This is a genomic window from Streptomyces soli (assembly GCF_003999195.1).
Lineage (GTDB): Bacteria > Actinomycetota > Actinomycetes > Streptomycetales > Streptomycetaceae > Actinacidiphila > Actinacidiphila soli.
On the sequence record NZ_RJVR01000254.1, the window covers coordinates 46,890 to 67,249 of the forward strand.

Annotated in this window: 21 protein-coding genes and 1 pseudogene; 17 read left to right on the forward strand and 5 right to left on the reverse strand. The window is 72.0% G+C overall.

The features are described from left to right. The first annotated feature begins 155 nt into the window (after nt 1-155). From egtA to EFK10_RS26100, 10 genes are all read left to right on the forward strand, one after another. Nucleotides 156-1,481: an ergothioneine biosynthesis glutamate--cysteine ligase EgtA gene (gene egtA / locus EFK10_RS26065; RefSeq protein ID WP_127358098.1), complete on the forward strand. Its 1,326-nt coding sequence runs from the start codon at nt 156-158 to the stop codon at nt 1,479-1,481. Beyond that, a complete protein-coding gene (gene egtB / locus EFK10_RS26070) occupies nt 1,478-2,809 on the forward strand; it encodes an ergothioneine biosynthesis protein EgtB (protein ID WP_127358099.1) in 1,332 nt (443 codons plus the stop codon). Before egtA ends, egtB begins: the two co-directional genes overlap by 4 nt. Continuing rightward, nucleotides 2,809-3,564, forward strand: coding sequence for an ergothioneine biosynthesis protein EgtC (gene egtC / locus EFK10_RS26075; RefSeq protein ID WP_127358100.1), 756 nt, complete (start codon nt 2,809-2,811; stop codon nt 3,562-3,564). Before egtB ends, egtC begins: the two co-directional genes overlap by 1 nt. Beyond that, a complete protein-coding gene (gene egtD / locus EFK10_RS26080) occupies nt 3,561-4,535 on the forward strand; it encodes an L-histidine N(alpha)-methyltransferase (RefSeq protein ID WP_127358101.1) in 975 nt (324 codons plus the stop codon). Before egtC ends, egtD begins: the two co-directional genes overlap by 4 nt. A gap of 37 nt (nt 4,536-4,572) precedes the next feature. Continuing rightward, nucleotides 4,573-4,992 (forward strand): hypothetical protein, encoded by a 420-nt coding sequence (locus EFK10_RS52780; RefSeq protein WP_206305590.1) that lies wholly within the window; start codon nt 4,573-4,575, stop codon nt 4,990-4,992. Then, nucleotides 4,953-5,564, forward strand: a complete 612-nt coding sequence (locus tag EFK10_RS48850) for an FUSC family protein (RefSeq protein WP_206305591.1) — start codon at nt 4,953-4,955, stop codon at nt 5,562-5,564. The genes EFK10_RS52780 and EFK10_RS48850 overlap by 40 nt, the downstream gene beginning before the upstream one ends. A 41-nt stretch (nt 5,565-5,605) precedes the next feature. Next, a complete protein-coding gene (locus EFK10_RS26090; RefSeq protein WP_127358102.1) occupies nt 5,606-6,118 on the forward strand; it encodes a MarR family winged helix-turn-helix transcriptional regulator in 513 nt (170 codons plus the stop codon). Nucleotides 6,119-6,165: 47 nt separating this feature from the next. Beyond that, nucleotides 6,166-6,327 carry a hypothetical protein gene (locus EFK10_RS47780; protein ID WP_164836150.1) on the forward strand — a complete coding sequence of 54 codons (162 nt, stop codon included), beginning with the start codon at nt 6,166-6,168 and terminating at the stop codon, nt 6,325-6,327. A 501-nt stretch (nt 6,328-6,828) separates the two neighbouring features. After that, on the forward strand, nt 6,829-7,629 hold the full coding sequence (locus EFK10_RS26095; RefSeq protein ID WP_127358103.1) for a GNAT family N-acetyltransferase: 801 nt from the start codon (nt 6,829-6,831) through the stop codon (nt 7,627-7,629). Beyond that, nucleotides 7,629-8,435 (forward strand): lysophospholipid acyltransferase family protein, encoded by an 807-nt coding sequence (locus EFK10_RS26100; RefSeq protein ID WP_127358104.1) that lies wholly within the window; start codon nt 7,629-7,631, stop codon nt 8,433-8,435. The genes EFK10_RS26095 and EFK10_RS26100 overlap by 1 nt, the downstream gene beginning before the upstream one ends. On the opposite strand, the gene EFK10_RS26105 is transcribed toward EFK10_RS26100, so the two are convergent. The 3 genes and pseudogenes from EFK10_RS26105 to EFK10_RS50880 all read right to left on the reverse strand — a co-directional run. Further along, nucleotides 8,407-8,598, reverse strand: a complete 192-nt coding sequence (locus EFK10_RS26105; RefSeq protein WP_127358105.1) for a DUF1059 domain-containing protein — start codon at nt 8,596-8,598, stop codon at nt 8,407-8,409. The genes EFK10_RS26100 and EFK10_RS26105 overlap by 29 nt on opposite strands. Nucleotides 8,599-8,622: 24 nt before the next feature. Further along, a complete protein-coding gene (locus EFK10_RS26110; RefSeq protein WP_127358106.1) occupies nt 8,623-9,264 on the reverse strand; it encodes a DUF6629 family protein in 642 nt (213 codons plus the stop codon). A 131-nt stretch (nt 9,265-9,395) separates the two neighbouring features. Then, nucleotides 9,396-9,500: pseudogene (locus EFK10_RS50880) on the reverse strand (DUF4242 domain-containing protein); the annotation flags it as partial. Between the two features lie 110 nt (nt 9,501-9,610). Between EFK10_RS50880 and EFK10_RS26120 the strand changes: the two are divergent. After that, nucleotides 9,611-9,976, forward strand: coding sequence for a cupin domain-containing protein (locus EFK10_RS26120; protein WP_127358107.1), 366 nt, complete (start codon nt 9,611-9,613; stop codon nt 9,974-9,976). Nucleotides 9,977-10,159: 183 nt separating this feature from the next. Further along, nucleotides 10,160-11,026 carry a S1 family peptidase gene (locus tag EFK10_RS26125; protein WP_127358108.1) on the forward strand — a complete coding sequence of 289 codons (867 nt, stop codon included), beginning with the start codon at nt 10,160-10,162 and terminating at the stop codon, nt 11,024-11,026. A gap of 6 nt (nt 11,027-11,032) precedes the next feature. Here the strand turns inward: EFK10_RS26125 and EFK10_RS26130 are convergent, their stop codons facing one another. Next, nucleotides 11,033-12,859 (reverse strand): AMP-dependent synthetase/ligase, encoded by a 1,827-nt coding sequence (locus tag EFK10_RS26130; RefSeq protein ID WP_127358109.1) that lies wholly within the window; start codon nt 12,857-12,859, stop codon nt 11,033-11,035. Nucleotides 12,860-13,015: 156 nt separating this feature from the next. Here EFK10_RS26130 and EFK10_RS26135 point away from each other — a divergent pair, with 156 nt between their 5' ends. From EFK10_RS26135 to EFK10_RS26155, 5 genes are all read left to right on the forward strand, one after another. Further along, nucleotides 13,016-13,258, forward strand: coding sequence for a hypothetical protein (locus tag EFK10_RS26135; RefSeq protein ID WP_127358110.1), 243 nt, complete (start codon nt 13,016-13,018; stop codon nt 13,256-13,258). A gap of 127 nt (nt 13,259-13,385) precedes the next feature. Continuing rightward, a complete protein-coding gene (locus tag EFK10_RS26140) occupies nt 13,386-14,861 on the forward strand; it encodes an SDR family oxidoreductase (protein ID WP_127358123.1) in 1,476 nt (491 codons plus the stop codon). A 75-nt stretch (nt 14,862-14,936) separates the two neighbouring features. Next, nucleotides 14,937-17,297 (forward strand): FHA domain-containing protein, encoded by a 2,361-nt coding sequence (locus tag EFK10_RS26145; RefSeq protein ID WP_127358111.1) that lies wholly within the window; start codon nt 14,937-14,939, stop codon nt 17,295-17,297. A gap of 5 nt (nt 17,298-17,302) precedes the next feature. Next, nucleotides 17,303-17,848: a hypothetical protein gene (locus EFK10_RS26150; RefSeq protein ID WP_127358112.1), complete on the forward strand. Its 546-nt coding sequence runs from the start codon at nt 17,303-17,305 to the stop codon at nt 17,846-17,848. A gap of 14 nt (nt 17,849-17,862) precedes the next feature. Next, the gene (locus tag EFK10_RS26155; protein ID WP_127358124.1) at nt 17,863-18,897 is read left to right on the forward strand and encodes a serine/threonine-protein kinase; all 1,035 of its coding nucleotides are present in this window, start codon (nt 17,863-17,865) and stop codon (nt 18,895-18,897) included. On the opposite strand, the gene EFK10_RS26160 is transcribed toward EFK10_RS26155, so the two are convergent. Beyond that, complete coding sequence (locus tag EFK10_RS26160) at nt 18,874-20,142, reverse strand: streptophobe family protein (RefSeq protein WP_127358113.1); 1,269 nt, start codon at nt 20,140-20,142, stop codon at nt 18,874-18,876. The genes EFK10_RS26155 and EFK10_RS26160 overlap by 24 nt on opposite strands. Nucleotides 20,143-20,360: the final 218 nt, after the last annotated feature.

A 20,360-nucleotide genomic window follows, 5' to 3' on the forward strand; every position in this document is an offset into this window, starting at 1 on the left:
GGCGCGCAAGGCTGGAGGGAGCCGGACCGCAGGGGACCCCCGATGTCCCATTCGTCATTACCTGTCCCCCCGCTGTTCGTCGGAGGCGCCCTTGAGGGCCGGGCGCCGGACGGCTTAGGTGGTACGGAAGCCGCCTGCGACAGGAGGTCCCGGACATGCCAAGCGGACAGCGGACAGCGGCATCCCCACCGATCACCGAGGACGAGGCGGAGGCCCATATCCACGGCATCTGCTTCAAGAACGGTCCCCCGAAGAGCGTCGGCGTCGAGCTGGAATGGCTCGTGCACGACCTGCACGACCCCACCACCGCCGTCGACCCCGACCGGCTGACGGCGGCCGTCACCGCAGTGCGCGGGCTCCCGATAGGGTCCGCGCTCACCCAGGAGCCCGGCGGGCAGCTGGAGCTCAGCTCCCTCCCGGCCGGCTCCCTCACCGCGTGCGTGGAGACCACGTCCACCGAGCTGGCCGCCGTACGCGGCACGCTGCGGGAGCATGGTCTGGGTCTGGAAGGCTCCGGCCTCGACCCGTGGCAGCCCCCGCGCCGTCTCCTGGACCATCCGCGTTACTGCGCGATGGAGTCGTACTTCGACCGGGCCGGTGCGGCCGGCCGCATCATGATGGGCAGCTCCGCCTCCGTACAGGTCTGCCTCGACGCGGGAACCGAGGAGCCAGGGCCCTTCAGCATCGGCCGGCGCTGGCTGCTGGCCCATCTGCTCGGCGCGGTCCTGGTCGGCGCCTTCGCCAACTCGCCGTTGCGGGAGGGCCGGCCGACGGGCTGGCGGTCCACCCGGCAGGCCGTGTGGGCGGATCTCGACGCGGAGCGCACCAACGCACCGGCCGCAGGCCCCGACCCGCGCACCGCGTGGGCGTTGTACGCGCTGGACGCGCCGGTGCTGTGCGTCCGGCCCGGGAACGGGAACGGGAACGGGAACAGGAACAGGAACGGCGAGAGGCACCGGGACCAGCCCTGGGCCGTGCCGCCCGCCGGGCTCACCTTCCGCGACTGGGTCCGCACCAAGTCGCCCCGCCCACCGGGCACGGCGGACCTCGACTACCACCTCACCACGCTCTTCCCGCCGGTCAGGCCGCACGGACACCTCGAACTCCGCATGATCGACGCCCAGTCCGGCGACGACGGCTGGATCGTGCCGCTGGCCGTCACCATGGCGCTGTTCGACGACGCGGCCGCCTCCGAGGTCGCGTACCGGGCCGTGAAGCCGCTGGCCGACACGGCAGGCACCGCGCCCGCCCCCCGCAACCCACTGTGGCGGACGGCCGCCCGCCTCGGGCTCACCGACCCCGAGCTGCAGTCCACCGCTGCCACCTGCTTCGGTGCCGCGCTGGAGGCGCTGCCCCGGCTCGGCGCGAGTACGCGGATCCAGGCGGCCGTGGCCGAGTTCACCGACCGCTATGTCCTGCGGGGCCGATGTCCCGCCGACGACGTGCTCGACGTGCACACATGTAAGGAGAGCAACACGTGACCGCCCCGCCTCTCGACACCGAAGCGCTGCGCCGGCGCGCGCTCGATGCGCTGCTGGCCGCCCGTGACCGCACCCGGGCCCTCACCACCTGTGTCGACGACCGCGAACTCACCGCCCAGCACTCCCCCTTGATGTCCCCGCTGGTCTGGGATCTGGCCCACATCGGCAACCAGGAGGAGCAGTGGCTGCTCCGCACCGTCGGCGGACGCGAGGCCCTGCGCCCCGACATCGACCCGATCTACGACGCCTTCGAGCACCCGCGCGCCGCGCGGCCCAGCCTGCCGCTGCTGCCGCCGGCGGAGGCGCACGGCTACGCCGCCGACGTTCGCGGCCGGGTACTGGACATCCTGGAGAACAGCCCCCTGGAGGGGGGCAGCCGGCTCACCCACGCCGGTTTCGCCTTCGGGATGATCGCCCAGCACGAGCAGCAGCACGACGAGACCATGCTCATCACCCATCAGCTGCGGCGCGGTCCCGCCGCCCTCACCGCACCCGCCCCGCCGCCCGCACCCGCCGATGCGGCGCTGCTGCCGGCCGAAGTCCTTGTCCCCGGCGGCCCGTTCACCATGGGTACGTCGACCGAGCCGTGGGCGCTGGACAACGAACGCCCCGGTCATGTGCGGGACGTCGCGGCCTTCTTCATCGACACGGTGCCGGTCAGCAACGGCGCCTATGCCCGCTTCATCGAGGACGGCGGCTACGACGACCCCCGGTGGTGGACCGAGGCCGGGTGGGCGCACATCCGCGAACACGGCGTGACCGCACCGCTGTTCTGGCGGCGCGAGAGCGGCGACCTGTGGCTGCACCGCCGCTTCGGGGTCACCGAGCCCGTCCCGCCGGACGAGCCCGTGCTGCACGTCAGCTGGTACGAGGCGGACGCCTACGCCCGCTGGGCCGGCCGTCGGCTGCCCGCAGAGGCCGAGTGGGAGAAGGCCGCCCGCCACGACCCGGTCACCGGTCGCTCCCTGCGCTACCCGTGGGGCGACGCCGATCCGGGCCCCGGGCACGCCAATCTGGGCCAGCGGCATCTGCGTCCGGCGCCTGTCGGCTCGTATCCCGAGGGTGCGTCGCCGCTCGGTGTACGCCAGCTCATCGGGGACGTCTGGGAGTGGACGGCCAGTGACTTCCTCCCCTACCCCGGCTTCGCCGCCTTCCCGTACAAGGAGTACTCAGAGGTGTTCTTCGGGCCCGAGTGCAAGGTCCTGCGCGGCGGCTCCTTCGCCGTCGACCAGGTCGCCTGCCGTGGCACCTTCCGCAACTGGGACTACCCCATCCGCCGCCAGATCTTCTCCGGCTTCCGTACGGCCCGCGACGCGCAGGTTCTTTGATGTGCCGACATCTGGCCTACCTCGGCCCCGCCGTGCCGCTGGGCAGCGTCGTCATGGAGCCGCCGCACTCGCTCTACCGCCAGTCGTGGGCGCCGCGCCGGCAGCGCCACGGCACCGTCAACGCGGACGGCTTCGGGGTCGGCTGGTACGCGACCGACGACCCCGTCCCGGCCCGGTACCGGCGGGCCAGGCCGATCTGGGCGGACCGGTCGTTCGCGGACGTCGCCCGGGTGGTGCGCTCCGGCGCACTGCTCGGGGCCGTACGGGACATCACCGACGGGTGCGTGGCGGAGGAGTCGGCGACGGCGCCGTATGCGGCAGGGACCTGGCTGTTCAGTCACAACGGGGCGCTCAAGGGCTGGCCCGGGTCGGTGGCGGACGCGGCGGAGACCCTGCCGGTGGAGGAACTGCTGGCGCTGGAGTCACGCTGCGACTCGGCGCTCGCCTGGGCGCTGACCCTGCACCGGTTGCGGGCGGGGGCGAGCCCGGACGAGGCGCTGGCCGACACGACGGGCCGGCTGGCCGCGCTGACCCCCGGCTCACGTCTCAACTTCCTTCTCACCGACGGCAGTTCCATCGCCGCCACCGCCTGGGGCGACACGCTCTGGTATCTCGCAGAGCCTGACCGCTCCTTGGTCGTCGCGTCCGAACCGTACGACGACGACCCCCGCTGGACCGAGGTCCCCGACCGGCATCTGCTGACCGGTGATCCGGCGGAAGTCCTGCTCATCCCGCTCAAGGAGCCGCACCTGTGAGCCCGTTCGACCTGACCCGCACCCTGCCGGCCGATGCCATGTCCGCCGCGCTGCGCGCCGACGTGCGCGAAGGCCTGACCCATGATCCCAAGCAGTTGCCGCCGAAGTGGTTCTACGACGCCCAAGGCAGCGAGCTGTTCGAGGAGATCACCCGGCTGCCCGAGTACTACCCGACCCGCGCCGAGCGGGAGATCCTGGAGGAACGTGCCAAGACCATCGCGGACATCACCCGCGCCCGGACCCTGGTCGAGCTGGGCTCGGGCTCCTCGGAGAAGACGCGCCTGCTCATCGACGCGCTGGGCACCCCGCTGACGTACATCCCGGTGGACGTCAGCGAGTCCGCCCTCAACGGGGCCGGCCGGGCCCTGCTGGCGGACCATCCCGGGTTGACCGTGCACGCCCTGGTCGCCGACTTCCAGCGCGGCCTGGAGCTGTCTCCCACGCCGGGGCCGCGTCTGGTGGCGTTCCTGGGCGGCACGATCGGCAACCTGCTGCCCGAGGAGCGGGCGGCGTTCCTGGCGTCCGCACGGGCCATGCTGGCGCCTGAAGATACGTTTCTGCTGGGCACCGACCTGGTGAAGGACGAGGCCACCCTGGTCGCCGCGTACGACGACGCGCAGGGCGTCACCGCCGCCTTCAACAAGAACGTCCTGACCGTCATCGACCGCGAGCTCGGCGCGGACTTCGATCCTGCCGACTTCGACCACCTCGCCCTGTGGGACCGGGAGAACGAGTGGATCGAGATGCGGCTGCGCGCCCGGCGGGATCTCACCGTCAAGGTCCCCGCACTCGACCTAACGGCCGACTTCGCGGCGGGCGAGGAGATGCGCACCGAGGTGTCCGCCAAGTTCCGCGAGGAGGGCATCCGGGCGGAGCTGGCGGCGGCCGGAATGCGGCTGCGGCACTGGTGGACGGACCGGAAGGGCCGGTTCGCGCTGTCGCTGGCTTCCCCCGCGTCGCCGGAAGGATGAATCCTTCACGAATAAAACACCTGTTAAGCTTGCAGTCATGACGATGCAAGCCCTGCCCGTGCGCGGCGCGCTCACGCTGCGCCCCGGCGGCGACATCTGGCACAAGCCGGCCCTCAGCGTGGTGATCACGCTCGCCATCCCCGAGGTGGCGCTGCTCCTCGCGGGCCGGCTCGACCTGGCCTTCTATGTCGCCGCCGGCGGGCTGTGCGCCCTGTACGCGCACGGCCTGCCGTACGCGGCCCGCGCCCGCACCCTGGTGTGGGTGGTGCTCGGCATGCTGGCCAGCATGCCGAGCACGCCGGCGTCGGGGCGGAACGGCGGCCCGACGCCGGCCTGCGGGCCTTCGCGCCTGGCTCGCCGCTGCTGCCGGTCGCGGGCCGGGTCGCGCTCGGCGGGGCCCTCGCCGGGTGGGCCTCGATGGCGCTGGGTGTCGACCGTCCGTACTGGGCGGTGGTGACCGCCGCCGCGGTCTTCCAGGCCAACACCACCCTGTCCTGGCACCGGGCGCTGCAGCGCGCCCTGGGCAATCTGCTCGGGGTGCTGCTGTTCACCGCGCTGGTGCCGCTGACCAGCACCGGTCATGCCGCCCTGGTGGCGGTGGCCCTGGCCTGCCAATTCGGCGCCGAGGCGACGATCGCCCGGAACTACTGGCTCGGCACGGTCTTCGTCACGCCGATGGCCATGATCATGGTCCAGTTCGCGGGCCCCCAGCCGGTCGGCCGGCTGATCACCGACCGCTGGCTCGACACCCTCGTCGGCGTCGCCGCCGGCCTGCCGGCCTGCTACCTCGTCCCTAACCGCCGTGCCTCGGGCCGCGTCGACACCGCCCTGGCCCGCCTCGACGACGCCGTCGCGGCCGGCTCGCGGGACCGGCTCGCGGTGGCTCTCCTGGAGCTGCGCGAGGCCGCCGACACCGCGTCCGGCGAGTGGTTGAGCACCGCCCTCCCGGAGGAACGCATCGCCGCCGCCGAACGCCAGGGGCACCGGGTGCTCGCGGCGCTGACCTCGCCGTCCGGCCGGGTACGGTGACGGCGCGTACGATCAAGAAGTCCGGAAGGAAGGAACCGCGCGTGGAGGACGCCGAAGATGCCGTCGCAGGCGTGCTGCGGCAATGGCAGCAGGAGCACCCCCACCTGGACTTCGCGCCGGTCGCCGTGATCGGGCGGCTCAACCGCTGCACCGCCCTGCTCCATCAGGTAGCCGACGCCCCGCTCGGGCGTGCCGGCCTCACCCGGCCCGAGTACGACATCCTGTGCGCCCTCAGCCGCGTCGGCGGCGAGCTCACCCCCGGCCGGCTGGCCCGCGAGACCTTCGCCTCCGGCGCCGCCGTCACCAAACGGATCAAGCAGCTCGAAGAGCGCGGCCTCGTCTCCCGCCGCCCCGACAGCCGCGACCGCCGGGTCTCCCACCTCTCCCTCACCGACACCGGCCGCGAGCTCGTCGACCGCCTCCTGCCCGACCAGCTCGAGTACGAGAACGCCCTCCTCTCCGGCCTCCCCTCCGACCGCCGCCAGGACCTCGCCGCCATCCTCGGCGACCTCCTCCTGCTGCTGGAAGGCCGCCTCGGCAGCGTCTCCGGCTGACGCCGGCCCCTGCGTATACCCTCGCCCCTCCCGGGTAGCCGCCCGGCATGAACGATCACCACGCCGGCCCCGTCCCCCGCGACCTCCCCGACCAGCAGTCCGGCTCCACGCCCTTGCCCGACCTCTGGCAGCACGAGGAGCCCCGCGACGACACGGACGCCCCCACCCCCGACGACCCCACGCCCACCCCGGACGAACCCACGGACTGATGCCGGGGGCGTTGTTCCCCCACCCCGCCCCTTCCCGAAACCGGGCTCCGCCCGGACACGCCGGGCGCTCCGCCCCTGGACCCCCAGTCCCCAAATGCCGGACAGGCTGATTTTGCCCAACCGGGTTGTGGGTAGGCCGTCCGCCTGAGGCGAGCGAAGCGAGATGGGGGCACCTCCCGGCCGAAGGCCGGGGGAGGCCGGCACAACCCGACCACGGACCCGCACCCGACAACGCACCCAGTCGGGGTCCAGGGGCAGAGCCCCTGGTTTCGGGAAGGGGCGGGGTGGGGGAGGCAACCGGCCACCGAGCCGCGTCCGGACGAACAGCAGACGGCCGCCCCGGCACCCGGACGGAGTCCGGCGCAGCCGGCGCAGTCCGGGAGCCCCTCCCCCGGGGCTTCAGCGAGCGCACATCTCCGCGATCCGCGATGGTCACGCCAAGGCAAGGGCGTGGCGGAAGACATAGAGGTGTCACCCTCCCCCGGCTTCGGGAAGTCCGCCATGACCGCAACGCACGACCTCGCAACGGCTCCTGCCGCCGCCCACTCGCCGCTCACCGATGACCGCCCGCGCTACTCCGTCGGCCTCGCGAAGGACGAGGCCGGCGTTCGGGCCGCACAGCTCCTGCGCCATCAGGTGTTCGCGGGGGAGATGGGGGCGGTGCTCGATACGCCGGTCCCCGGCCTGGACATCGATCCGCTCGACGCGTACTGCGACCACCTGCTGGTCCGCGACGAGCGTACCGGCGCGGTGGTCGGCACGTACCGGCTGCTGTCCCCCGCGAACGCCCGCCGGGCGGGCAGCGGTTACTCGGAGTCGGAGTTCGACCTGAGCCGGCTCGTCGGGATCCGGGAGGACGTGGTCGAGGTGGGCCGCTCGTGCGTGCACCCGGCGCACCGGGACGGCGCCGTGGTGGCGCTGATGTGGGGCGGCATCGTCCAGTACCTCACCACCACCGGCCACACCTGGGTCGCGGGCTGCTGCTCGATACCGCTCGGCGACGGCGGGGCGCTGGCCGCAGGCGTATGGGACCGGGTGTCGGCCAAGCACCTCGCACCGGAGGAGTACCAGGTCACGCCGCACCGCCCCTGGGACCCGACGGGAATCCAGCGGGCCGCGCGGACGCCGCTGCCGCCGCTGCTGCGCGGCTATCTGCGGCTGGGCGCCTGGGTGTGCGGGGAGCCGGCGTACGACCCGGACTTCGGGGTGGCGGACCTGTTCGTGCTGCTGTCCCTGGACCGGACCGACCCGCGTTATCTGCGGCACTTCGGGTCGCTGGGTTCCCTCGGCGGGCCCGTCTGATGTCCGCCGCATGGTGGTCGCCGGTCGCCCCGTGCACGCCGCAGGCCTGCGTGGCCGGCGGGGTGCCGTCGGTGGGCCCGCCGCGTCGGCTCGTACGGTACGCGGCCGGGCTGGCGGTGCTGCTCGCCGGGCTCGCGGTGTCGGTGCCGGCCGGGCGGTGGTGCCGGCCGGCGCGGCGGGACGCGCTGATCCGGTGGGGGGTGCGCGCGGTGGTGGCGGCCTTCGGGGTACGGGTTGTCATGCCGCCCAAGCCAGAGCGCCGTTCGGCCGGCGTACTGGTGGTCTCCAACCACGTCTCGTGGCTGGACATCCTGCTGGTGGCCGCCGTCTGCCCGGGGCGGATGCTGGCGAAGCGCGAGGTGGCCGCATGGCCGCTGGTGGGGCGGCTGGCCGTCCGTGGCGGCACGCTGTTCATCGACCGTGAGCGCATCAGGGCGCTGCCGGGCACGGTGGCCGAGATCGCCGGGGCGCTGCGGAGTGGCGCGACCGTCGTGGCGTTCCCCGAGGGCAGTACCTGGTGCGGCCGGGAGGAGGGCCGTTTCCGGCCTGCGGTGTTCCAGGCGGCGCTGGACGCCGGGGTGCCCGTCCGCCCGGTGGCGATCCGCTACCGCCTGGCGGGCGGGGAGCCGACGACCGCGGCCGCGTTCGTCGGCGACGACACCCTGCTGGCATCCCTGCGCCGCGTCGTGGCCACCCGGGGGCTGATCGCCGAGGTGACCGTTGATCAGGAGATACCGGTCGGTGCCTACGCCGACCGGCGTGCGCTGGCCCGGGCCGTCAGGCGTGCGCCGGCATCTCGTCCTTGAGGTCGCCGCGGATCATCTGACGCAGCTCGGCGTCGTCCTCGTGCTCGTCCACGGAGACGGCGTGCTCGGCGGCGGCCCGGACGACTTCTTCTTCCTCTCCGCTGATGGTGAGGGTGCACCCGCTGACGTTCGGGTGGTCCCGGCAGTCGGCTACCTTGCGCATAACTACCTCACATATCAGGACTTGTCACCTCATCCTGGTCCTGACCCACGCCAGCAGACCTCCGCTGACGACGGCCGCGAAAGCGCACCAGGTGGAGATGAACTCCAGCCTCCACAGCACGGCACAGAGCGCGGCGCCCACCGCCACGACCGTCCCCAGCATCCGCAGCAGCCGGTCTCCGCTGACCAGCAGCGATCCCACGGTGGCCACGAGGTATCCGGCGATCAGCGGCGGCGCGACGCCGGCGCTGATCGGCAGGCCGACGCCGTAGCCGAGCGTGTGACCCCGAACCTGGGCGCCGACCGGCTCGGAGGCCAGCGCGACGCCGAGGACGGCCGCCGTGGCAACTCCCACCACGCAGAAGGGGACCACCCGTCGCCGTACGGGAGGCGCCACCGCAAGCAGCACACCGAACGGCAGCAGCACCGGGAGCACGGGGAGGGCGATGACGGCCCAGGCGATCCGGGCGGCGGCCGCCGTGCCTTCCGTCACCTCGCCGAGTTCGCCGCGCCAGACCACCGACTCGATCATCTGGTGCACGCCCAGCAGCAGGGGAAGCGCCGCGAGCGGCAGATCCCGCAGGCGGCGCACCTGGGCGACGCAGGCCACTCCGACGGCCGTGACAGCGCCTCCCGCGACCAGGTCGGCGGTGGCGCTCCAGCACATGGGACTCCGTTCGCATAAGGAATGGAACCGTACAGGCCCGGCAAATGTCTCACACAGTAACCGCACAGCCCCCGACGTCTCACAAGGGGGACGCCATGCACAACCGTCTGCGCCTCACAGCCATCGCCGCTCACGCCCTCCTCGCCCTCGATCGCCAGGTCGGCCCGGTGCGCTTCCTTGAGCTCGTCGGCGGTGATGCCCTTCATCCCGTGATGCACGTCCATGAACTTGCCCATGACTTCCGCACTTCCTTCCGAACGGCTCCCCACGTTCGATGCTGCCCCTGCGGGCGCATTATGGAAATAGGCCAATAATCCAGGCATTTCTTCCAGGTCGGAGAGCCCTCATGATCGAAGTCAAGAACACCGGCAAACCCGACGAGCGTCGCGACTTCCCCCGCGGCCACCTCGACGTCCTCGACCTCACCGGACTGACCTTCGGCGTCGCCACCTTCGACCCTGGCTGGCGCTGGTCTCAGTCACTGGGCCCGCTCGTCGGCACCGAGAGCTGCCAGACCCATCACAACGGCTATGCCCTCCAAGGGAGTTTGCACGTCCGCATGGACGACGGCGAAGAGGCGGAGATACACCCCGGCGACGTCTTCGTCATCCCGCCGGGCCACGACGCGTGGGTCGTGGGCGACGAGCAGTTCCTCGCCTTCGACTTCGCCGGCGGTGCGGCCGAGTACGGAAAGGCCACCCAAGGAGGCTGAGTCTCCGGATCACCTCGGCGCGGGACACCCCGGGTGTCCCGCGCCGACGCACGCGCAGGCAAGGCAGCCGACGCATGCGCAGGCCATGCACAGGCCATGCACAGGCCCTCTTGCCGCCCGCCTCTCGGGTCATGACAATGCACATGACAATTCGAACCTTCGGTCTCCGAGAGGACCCCCCACATGAACAAGCCTCTCCTTGGCATGCTCGCGGCAATCCTTGCGGGCGCAGCGGCCATCGCGGGCTTCACCGTCCAGCCCGCCTCGGCCACCAGCCGTACGACAACGACCGCCGCACCGCACGCCCAGGTGCAGGCCACGGTGAGCTTCGCCGGCGCGGTGTCGCTGAGCAACTGCTCGGGCTCGATCATCAAGCTGCCGACCTCGGTATCCACCGACCCGGCCCTGGTGATGTCCAACGGCCACTGTCTCACCAGTGGTTTCCTCAACCCGGGCGAGGTCGTCGTCAACAGCTCGTCCACCCGCAGCTTCGGGCTGCTCAACTCCTCCGGTACGAAGATCGCCACGCTGAGGGCCACCAAGATCGCGTACGCGACGATGACGGACACCGACATCTCGCTGTACCAGCTGAGCAAGACCTACGCCCAGATCCAGTCGACGTACGGGATCACAGCGCTGGACCTGTCCGCGGCCCACCCGGTTCAGGGCACCGCCATCAAGGTGGTCTCCGGCTACTGGAAGACCATCTACTCCTGCAACATCGACGGCTTCGTCTACCGCCTGCGCGAGGGCGACTGGACCTGGAAGGACTCGGTCCGCTACACCTCCGCCTGCAACACCATCGGCGGCACATCGGGCTCGCCGGTGATCGACGCCTCCACCGGCAAGGTGGTCGCGATCAACAACACCGGTAACGAGAGCGGCGAGACCTGCACCGTCAACAACCCGTGCGAGGTCGCCGCGGACGGCACCGTCACCGTCCGCCAGGGCATCAACTACGCCGAGGAGACCTACGGGATCACCCAGTGCTTCGGCGCCGGCAACCAGCTCGACCTGAGCCTGAGCGGGTGCACCCTGCCCAAGCCGTAGGGACCCTCAACTCCCGTACAGGGCCTCGATCTCCGGGGAGAAGGCCTGCTCTATCGACCGCCGCTTGAGCTTGCGCGACGGCGTGAGCAGGCCGAGCTCCTCGGTGAAGGAGAAGGGCAGGATACGGAAGGCGCGGATCGACTCGGCCTTGGAGACCTGGGTGTTGGCGGCGCTGACCGCCCGCCGCACCTCGGCCTCCAGGTCGGGGTCGCGCACCAGCTCGACCGGGTCGGTGGCCATCGCCTTGTTGCGGAGCCGCAGCCAGTGCCGCACCGCTTCGGGGTCGAGGGTCACCAGCGCGGCGACGTACGGCCGGTCGTTGCCGAGCACGATGCAGTGCTCGACCAGCGGATGCTCGCGAACCCGCTCCTCCAGGACCCCCGGGGTGAGGTTCTTGCCGCTGGCGGTGACGATGAGCTCCTTCTTGCGGCCGGTGATGGTCAGGTAGCCGTGGTCGTCGATGCTGCCCAGGTCGCCGGTGTGCAGCCAGCCCTCCCGCAGCGCCGCCGCCGTCCCGTCCGGATCGCCCAGGTAGCCGGAGAAGATGCCGCCGCCGCGCAGCAGGATCTCGCCCTCATCGGTGAGCCGTAGATCCGTCCCCGGTACGGGCCGGCCCACGGTGCCGTGGCGCACCCGGCCGGGCGGGTTGACGGTGGCCGCCGAGGTGGACTCCGTGAGGCCGTAGCCCTCGTAGACCGGCACGCCGGCCCCGGCGAAGAACAGGCCCAGCCGGCGCCCCATGGTGGAGCCGCCGCTCACCGCGTTGCGGACCCGGCCGCCCATCGCGTCGCGCACCCTGCCATAGACGAGCCGGTCGAAGAACCGGTGGCTCAGCCGCAGCGCCGGGCCCGGCCCCGGCCCCTCGCCGAAGGCCTTCCGTTCCCGGGCCTCGGCGTAGCGCACCGCCACCTCGACCGCCCGGTCGAAGATGTGCAGGTTCCCGTCCTGTTCGGCCTTGGCCCTGGCGGCGCCGAAGACCCGCTCGAAGACATACGGCACGGCCAGGACGAAGGTCGGCCGGAAGGTGGCCAGGTCCGGCAGCAGCGCCCCGGCGGACATGTCGGGCTGGTGGCCGATCCGTACGTCGGCTCGGACGGCCGCGACCTCCACCATGCGGCCGAAGACGTGCGCGAGCGGCAGGAAGAGCAGCGTCGAGGGGGCCTCGCCGTCGACGGGGTCGAAGACGGCCCGCATGCCCGCGATGAGGTTGTCGCACTCGGTCATGAAGTTGGCATGGGTGAGGACGCAGCCCTGCGGTCGGCCGGTCGTCCCGGAGGTGTAGATCACGGTCGCCACGGCGTCCGGGGTGACCGCGAGCCGGTGCCGGTGCACCAGGCTCTCCGGGATCCGCTGCCCCGCCTCGCCGAGCCGCTCCACCGCCCCGGCGTCCAGCTGCCACACCCGCGTCACGCCGTTCAGCCCGCCGATCACCGAGCCCAGCGTCATCGCGTGGTCCTCGTCCTCGACCACGCAGGCCACCACCCCGGCGTCCCGCAGGATCCAGCCGAGCTGCTCGGCGGAGGCCGTCGGGTAGACCGGCACCGGCTGGGCGCCGACCGCCCAGAGCGCGAAGTCGAAGAGCGTCCACTCGTAGCGGGTGCGGGACATGATCACGACCCGGTCCCCGAACCGTACGCCCTCCGCGAGCAGGCCCCTGGCCAGCGCCATCACCTCGTCGCGGAACCGGGCGGCGGTCACGTCCTGCCACTGGCCGGCGACTTTACGGCCGAGCTGGACGCGGTCCGGCGCCTCGGAAGCTTTTTCGAATACGGCATCGGCGAGACCACCGACAAGAGGTGCTGTCGCCAGGGCCGGCACGGTGAACTCGCGCACGCGTGCTCCTAGTGGGGGAATTGGAGCGTGGGTGCGTAAATTAGCCGATCTTCGGTGCCCTGTCGGCCGATAGGACCATGGGAAAGGCGAATACGCGGGGATCTTCACTGCGTGTTCGACGCACGAGCGCGATCATTGATATGGGAGGTGACCTCCATGACCACCAGGATCCGACTCCACGGAGGCCCCGGCGACGGCCTCATTCTCGGCATTGTCGTCGCCGGCGGAGGGCAGCCGCCCGAGGGCATCCTGTACGACCCGCTGGCGATCACCGTGCAGGACGCCGCCGCCCACCAGGCCTGGCCCGACAGTGCCGCGTACTACAAGCGCGTCGAGCACATCGCCGACGAGCCGTGGGACTACGAGTACGAGAGCGAGGCCACCGCCCCGCTGGAGTGAGACACCCTCCGCGTTCCCCGCCGCGTTCCCGGCCGCCGGAACCTCCTGGTTTGGCCGGGGCCTCGTCTGCTACGTAGAGTTCCGCCGGGAAGAGATGGAACACGCGATCCACGAAACGACGGCGGGCATGACGGCGATCGACCACGGCCAGAGCATCACAGCGCAGCAGGAGCAGGTCCCGGGTATCGACCCGGCACGCCTGGAGCTGTGCCTGAGTGTGCTCAAGGAGCTCGACGAGCTGCCGGTCGACCACCCGGACGCCATCGCCGTCCGCCTGGCCACCGCCGGCATCTACCGGTCGGTGAAGCAGCGCCGCCGCCAGGAGCGCCGGGCCGCCAAGACGGCCAACGACAAGTCGGTCACCGAGGCCACCGCGACCGGCTCGGCCGAGCGGATCGACGACGAGACGGAAGGCCTGCTGCCGAGCTCGTCGGTCAGCGGCGAGATCGCCGGGATCCTGGAGCGGCCGCGCTCCTGCTACATCTGCAAGACCCGCTACGTCGAGGTGGACGCCTTCTACCACCAGCTCTGCCAGGCCTGCGCGCACGAGAACCGCGCCAAGCGCGAGGCACGTACGGATCTCAGCGGCAAGCGCGCTCTGCTCACCGGCGGTCGCGCGAAGATCGGCATGTACATCGCGTTGCGCCTGCTGCGCGACGGCGCGCACACCACCATCACCACTCGCTTCCCCAATGACGCGATCCGCCGCTTCAAGGCGATGCCGGACAGCGCCGAGTGGATCCACCGCCTCAGGATCATCGGCATCGACCTGCGCGACCCGGCGCAGGTCGTGGCGCTGGCCGACTCGGTGGCCGCGCAGGGCCCGCTGGACATCCTGATCAACAACGCGGCGCAGACCGTACGCCGCTCCCCCCAGGCGTACGCGGAGCTGGTGTCCGCCGAGTCGGCGCCGCTACCGGCCGGGGAGCTGCCCGCCTCCGAGGTCATCGGCACCTTCGGCAGCGGTGCCCAGGCCGCCCTGCCCGGCCCGCGCCGGGACGACGCGCTGACCGCCCAGGACGTCACCGCGCTCGCGCTGACCACCGGCTCGGCCACGCCGGCCCGTATCGAGGCCGGCACCGCGATCGACGCGGGCGGCCTGGTGCCGGACCTGACCCCCGTCAACAGCTGGATCCAGAAGGTCGACGAGGTCGACCCGGTGGAGCTGCTCGAAGTGCAGCTGTGCAATGTCACGGCGCCCTTCGTCCTGGTCAGCCGGCTGCGCCCGGCGATGGCGGCCTCCGCGGCCCGCCGGAAGTACGTCGTGAACGTCTCCGCCATGGAAGGCCAGTTCAGCCGCGGTTACAAGGGCCCCGGCCACCCGCACACCAACATGGCCAAGGCCGCGCTGAACATGCTGACCCGCACCAGCGCCCAGGAGATGCTGGAGTCCGACGGCATCCTGATGACCGCCGTCGACACCGGCTGGATCACCGACGAGCGCCCGCACCCCGACAAGATGCGGCTGGCCACCGAGGGCTTCCACGCCCCCCTGGACCTGGTCGACGGCGCCGCCCGCGTCTACGACCCGATCGTCCGCGGCGAGGCCGGCGAGGACCTGTACGGCTGCTTCCTGAAGGACTACTCGCCCTCCGCCTGGTAGTTCCGGCTGGTAGCTCCGGCAGCTCCACGAGAGGCCGCCGCGCGCCCCGTCGCCTCAGGGTCTAGGCTCTGGATCATGGGTGAGCGGCACTTCGCGCCCGACGCGCCCGAGCTTGTCCTTGAGACCGATGACGGTCAGCAGGTCATCGTCCCGGGGCGGACCTACCATGTCGGACGCGATCCGCTGAGCGAGGTCGCGTACGAGGATCCCCGGGTGTCGTGGCACCACGCGCTGCTGCGGGCCGACGACAACGGCTGGATTCTCGAGGACAGCGGCAGCACCAACGGCACATACGCCGACGGCAAGAGCGTCCGCCAGTGGGGCGTCGGCCCCGGCAGCATGATCCGCTTCGGCCACCCGGCGGACGGCCCCTGGGCCAAGCTCAGCGGCGTCGCGCACGGTCCCGAGACGCAAGCCTTCAAGCCGGAGGCGTACGAGCCCCCCCTCACCGGCCCGGTGGCCACCGGCACCTTCCGGCAGCCCACGTCGATCCGGTCGCTGCCCGCCCGCACCGTACGGATCGGCCGCGCCGCCGACAGCGACGTGGTCGTCGATGACCTGGTGGTCTCCCGGCACCATGCCGAGCTGCGCGCGGCCCCGGGCGGCGGCTACGAGATCGTCGACCTGGGCAGCCACAACGGCACGTATCTCAACGGCCAGCCGGTCACCCGGGCCGCCATCCATGCCGGTGACATCGTCGGCATCGGGCACTCGGTCTTCCGGCTGGTCGGCGACAAGCTGGTGGAGTTCACCGACACCGGCGAAGTCTCGCTGCAGGTCAGGGACCTTGCGGTGGAGGTCGACGGCGGCCGCAAGACACTGCTGGACCACGTCTCCTTCCCCGTCGGCGAGAAGTGCCTGCTCGCGGTGGTCGGCCCGAGCGGCTCGGGCAAGTCCACCCTCCTCAACGCCCTTACGGGGCTGCGCCCGGCGGACCACGGCACCGTGCTCTACGACGGCCGCGACCTCTACCGCGAGTACGCCGAGCTGCGCCAGCGCATCGGTCTCGTACCGCAGGACGACATCCTGCACCTGCAATTGCCGGTGCGCCGGGCCCTGGGCTACGCGGCCGAGCTGCGCTTCCCCGGCGACACCGCGAAGGCCGAGCGGCGGGCGCGGGTCGACGAGGTGATCGGCGAACTGGGCCTGGAGGCGCGGGTCGACCAGCCGATCCACAGCCTGTCGGGCGGCCAGCGCAAGCGGGTCAGCGTCGCGCTGGAGCTGCTGACCAAGCCGTCGCTGCTCTTCCTGGACGAGCCGACCTCCGGCCTGGACCCGGGCATGGACCGCTCGGTGATGAACATGCTGCGCGGCCTCGCCGACGACGGCCGCACCGTCATCGTGGTCACCCACAGCGTGCTCAGCCTCGAAGTCTGCGACCGGCTGCTCGTCATGGCGCCCGGCGGGCGGATGGCCTACTACGGCCCGCCCGAGGACGCCCTGGACTTCTTCGGATTCAAGGAGTGGCCCGAGGCTTTCGAGGCCTTCGAGAACGACCAGCAGCGCGACTGGGCCGGCCAGTACCAGGCCTCCTCACTGCACTCCAAGTACATCGCCTCGGCCGACGACCGGCCGGGACCGGCGCCGGACTCCGCCCAGCACGGCGTCAAGCCGCCCAAGCCGCAGAGCTGGGGCGGGCAGTTGCGTACGCTGGTCCGCCGCTACACGGCCTCGCTGGTCGCCGACCGGACCTTCCTGGCCATCATGATCGCGCTTCCGTTCGTGATGGGCGCGATGGCGCACGCGCTGGCCGGGGGGAAGCTGACGGAGAAGAACGCCTTCAACGTCCTGCTGATCCTGTGCGTCGGCGGGGTGCTCACCGGCGCGGCCAACGCGGTACGTGAGCTGGTCAAGGAACGGGTGATCTATCAGCGGGAGCGGGCCGTCGGGCTGTCCCGGTCCGCGTATCTCTGCTCGAAGATCGTCGTGCTCGGAGTGATCACCGTCATCCAGGCGCTCGTGCTGACCATGGTCGGGCTCTTCGGCGTCAAACTCAGACCGCAGGGCGGCGGCGGGGTGTTCCTGCCACCGCTGGCCGAGATCGCGCTGGCCGTGGCGCTGCTGTCCTTCACGGCGATGATGCTGGGCCTGCTGGTCTCGGCACTGGTGAGCAAGGAAGAGGTCACCATGCCGCTGCTGGTGCTGCTCGCCATCGTCCAGGTGGTCTTCTGCGGCGCGCTGCTGCCGCTCAACGGGACGCCGGGACTTGAGCAGTTCGCCTGGCTGATCCCCTCCCGCTGGGCGCTCGGCGCGATGGCCGGGACAGTGGACCTGCACCGGGTCGTGCGGGACACCTCTGCCGCCGACCCGCTGTTCCGGCATTCGGCGGGCGTCTGGTTGCTGGACATGGCCATGATGCTGGTCCTCAGCGCGGTCTACGCGTTCGCGGTGTCCAGGCTGCTGCGGCGGCACGAGCCCGCGATCATGCGGAGTTGACGCCCATGGGCACCCAGGAGTTCCGTCCCACGCATGTCGCCCCGGCCGCCGGCCTGCCGACCTGGGCCGCGCCCGGCGATTCGCGGCCCTCGGCGCGGCTCGATCCGCTGCTGCCCGTACGGCTGGTGGGCCGCCGGGGCGACTGGGGCCGCGTCGTCTGCTCCAACGGCTGGTCCGCGTGGGTGGACGCACGGCTGCTCGTCGCCATACCGCAGGGCCCGCCGGAGGCCTCGGGCACGCCGGAGCGCACGGGCGACGCACGGCCGCTGCTGGCCGAGGTGGAGCGGGCGTTGAGCCGCTACCGGCACCTGACGGAGGAGCTGGCGGCGGGCCGTATCGACGGCGAGACCTTCCGGCGGCGTACGGAGGGGACCCGGATCGGCGCGGTCGTGGACGGCGAGGCGATCTGGCTGTTCGACGCCGAGCACGAGCGGTGGGTCTACTGCGAGGGCGCGGAGATGACGACGTACGCGGCCGTCGAGCCGCCCTCCGCCGAGCCGGCCACCACGGTGCAACAGCGGCCGCCCACCCGGATCGGTGACGTGCCGTGACCGCCCCGACCGACATGGCGGGCCGGCAGATCGCCGGGTACCGGGTCGAGCGGGAGATCGGCCGCGGCGGCATGGCCGTGGTGTACCGGGCAAAGGACCTGCGCCTGGGCCGAACGGTCGCGCTCAAGGTGCTCGCCCCGGAGCTGGCCCGCAACGACGTCTTCCGCAAGCGCTTCGTGCACGAGTCGGAGGTCGCCGCCGCCATCGACCACCCGCATATCGTCCCGATCTTCGAGGCCGGGGAGACCGACGGCATCCTCTACATCGCGATGCGCTACGTGGAGGGGCGCGACCTGCGGGCACTCATCGACCGCGAGGGACCGCTGCCGCTGGAGACCGCCGGGCGCATCGCCGTACAGATCGCCTCGGCGCTGGACGCGGCCCACTCGCACGACCTGGTGCACCGGGACGTCAAGCCCGGCAACATCCTGATCGCCGAGGGCACCGACGCCGACCACCCCGAGCACGTCTATCTCACCGACTTCGGGCTGACGAAGAAGTCCCTGTCGCTGACCGGCTTCACCACGGTCGGGCAGTTCGTGGGCACGCTGGACTATGTCGCGCCCGAGCAGATCTCGGGCCACCCGGTGGACGGCCGCTGCGATGTGTACAGCCTGGGCTGCGTGGTCTTCGAGATGCTGACGGCCGCCGCGCCCTTCCGGCGTGATGACGACCTGGCGCTGTTGTGGGCCCATCTGTACTCCGAGCCGCCGAAGTTGACCCCGCTGCGGCCCGAACTGCCGGACGCCGTCGACGAGGTCATGGCCCGGGCGCTGGCCAAGTCCCCCGGGGAGCGGCACGACACGTGCCTGCGGTTCGTGGCCGCGCTGCGGACCGCCTGGAGCGTACGCGAGGAGGCCTCCGGGCCCGCGCCGGCGCAGCTGGACCACCAGCCGACCCAGGTCGTGGGCGAGCTGCCCGAGGAGCTGGCCGCGGAAGTGGCCGAAAAGCCGCCCGCCGAGGTGGCGACGGCGCCGAGGACGTCGGCCCCTCTCCCGGCGCCGCCGGATCCGCCGCGGTGGGCGCTACCGGTTTTTCGGCGTCCATGACGCGAGGACGCTGCCGATGAAGCCGGCCACGGCTCCCCACCCGGCGGCGATCGGCACCGCCGTCAGCAGGCGGCAGTGCAGCGACACCGCTCCGCCGAGGCCGCCGCTCGCGGAGACGTCGCCGATGCCGAACAGCGAGAGCCCGTAGTGGGCGTGGACGCTGGTGAGCAGTCCGACGGCCAGCATCGCGACCGCCATGGCCAGCGCCAGGTGCAGGGCGTTGCGCAGGTGGCCGACGCCGGGCGGGGAACGCCGGGCCTTCACGAGACCGGCGGCCAGCAGCGCGACGCCCGCGAGGAGCGGGAGCAGCCAGACCCTCCCGTCGTACTGCGAGAGGGAGCTCAGGTTGAGCGGCACATCACCCTTGCCGGTCGTCCGCAGCACGGAGGCCAGCGCCTCCGGCATGGGCAGGCCGATGCCGCCCTTGACGCTGCCGTCCCAGGTGGCCCCGAGCCCCAGGCCGAAGGCCAGCCACGCCAGGTTCGGCAGCCCGAGGAACACGACGGCGAAGACGTCGCCCGCGTCGGCGCCGCCCGCTCCGGAGGCGGCCACCACGATCGCGGCGATCAGCCCGATGGCGGTGTAGGCGAGCAGCACCGTCACCGTGACGCGGGCGGCGGGGCGGAAGGAGGGCTCGAGGTGCAGCAGGCGGGTCGGCAGCGGGGCCCGGCGGGACACCGTGACGGCCAGGGCCAGGACGACCAGCAGCCACAGAAGGCCGAAGCCGATCGTCGCCGGGTAGGTCGCGCGGAATCCGACGCTCGGAGTGGCGCCGAAGAGGCTGCCGAGCTGGTCGAGGAGGGAGTTCCCGACGGAGATGGTGAAGGTGTGCCGGGCTGCGGGCGTGATCAGGACCAGGGCGATCAGCCAGAGCACCGCCGTACGGGCGAACCGCCCGACCAGCTCGGCGCCCGAAGTGACCGCCCGGAAGCTCAGCGGCCGTACGAAGACCGCCGCCGTCACCAGCGCCCCCGCCAGACTCACCGACAGCGGCACGAGGGTGATCCCGGCGTCCGAGCTCGCGATGAACCCGGCGCCGCCGCTCAGCTCCGTACGGCCGCCCACCGCCATCACCACCGTGGCCGCCACCACCGGCACGAAGGCCGAGCCGGGCAGCTGCGACGCCCCGGCCAGCCACAGCCCCAGGGCCGCCACGACCACCATCGAGGCGACACCTGCGAGAACCACGGCCAGGGCGTCCAGCCAGCCGCGCAGGGCGCTGGGGGCAGTGGTGTCGTGGCTCACGCGCCCAGGCTAAGCAGCACCCGCCCGCACCGCTCGTCCGGAATACCCCGGCTTGCGGCTTTGTCTGGCGCCGAACACACAATGCAGAGTGACCACTCCGCCCTCGGGACCCCCGTCCGGCCCCCTGTCCGGCCCTCCGGCCCCGCCGCCGGAGCCGCCGCCCGAGCCCCAGCAGCCCGCCGGGCCGCCCGGGCGCGGACCGGGCGGCCCGTGGTGGC

Coding starts and splice junctions, on each gene's coding strand:
- egtA (WP_127358098.1), top strand. CDS start 156: ATGCCAAGCGGACAGCGGACAGCGGCATCCCCACCGATCACCGAGGAC.
- egtC (WP_127358100.1), top strand. CDS start 2,809: ATGTGCCGACATCTGGCCTACCTCGGCCCCGCCGTGCCGCTGGGCAGC.
- EFK10_RS52780 (WP_206305590.1), top strand. CDS start 4,573: ATGACGATGCAAGCCCTGCCCGTGCGCGGCGCGCTCACGCTGCGCCCC.
- EFK10_RS48850 (WP_206305591.1), top strand. CDS start 4,953: ATGGCGCTGGGTGTCGACCGTCCGTACTGGGCGGTGGTGACCGCCGCC.
- EFK10_RS47780 (WP_164836150.1), top strand. CDS start 6,166: ATGAACGATCACCACGCCGGCCCCGTCCCCCGCGACCTCCCCGACCAG.
- EFK10_RS26095 (WP_127358103.1), top strand. CDS start 6,829: ATGACCGCAACGCACGACCTCGCAACGGCTCCTGCCGCCGCCCACTCG.
- EFK10_RS26100 (WP_127358104.1), top strand. CDS start 7,629: ATGTCCGCCGCATGGTGGTCGCCGGTCGCCCCGTGCACGCCGCAGGCC.
- EFK10_RS26105 (WP_127358105.1), bottom strand. CDS start 8,598: ATGCGCAAGGTAGCCGACTGCCGGGACCACCCGAACGTCAGCGGGTGC.
- EFK10_RS26110 (WP_127358106.1), bottom strand. CDS start 9,264: ATGTGCTGGAGCGCCACCGCCGACCTGGTCGCGGGAGGCGCTGTCACG.
- EFK10_RS26120 (WP_127358107.1), top strand. CDS start 9,611: ATGATCGAAGTCAAGAACACCGGCAAACCCGACGAGCGTCGCGACTTC.
- EFK10_RS26125 (WP_127358108.1), top strand. CDS start 10,160: ATGAACAAGCCTCTCCTTGGCATGCTCGCGGCAATCCTTGCGGGCGCA.
- EFK10_RS26135 (WP_127358110.1), top strand. CDS start 13,016: ATGACCACCAGGATCCGACTCCACGGAGGCCCCGGCGACGGCCTCATT.
- EFK10_RS26140 (WP_127358123.1), top strand. CDS start 13,386: ATGACGGCGATCGACCACGGCCAGAGCATCACAGCGCAGCAGGAGCAG.
- EFK10_RS26145 (WP_127358111.1), top strand. CDS start 14,937: ATGGGTGAGCGGCACTTCGCGCCCGACGCGCCCGAGCTTGTCCTTGAG.
- EFK10_RS26150 (WP_127358112.1), top strand. CDS start 17,303: ATGGGCACCCAGGAGTTCCGTCCCACGCATGTCGCCCCGGCCGCCGGC.
- EFK10_RS26155 (WP_127358124.1), top strand. CDS start 17,863: ATGGCGGGCCGGCAGATCGCCGGGTACCGGGTCGAGCGGGAGATCGGC.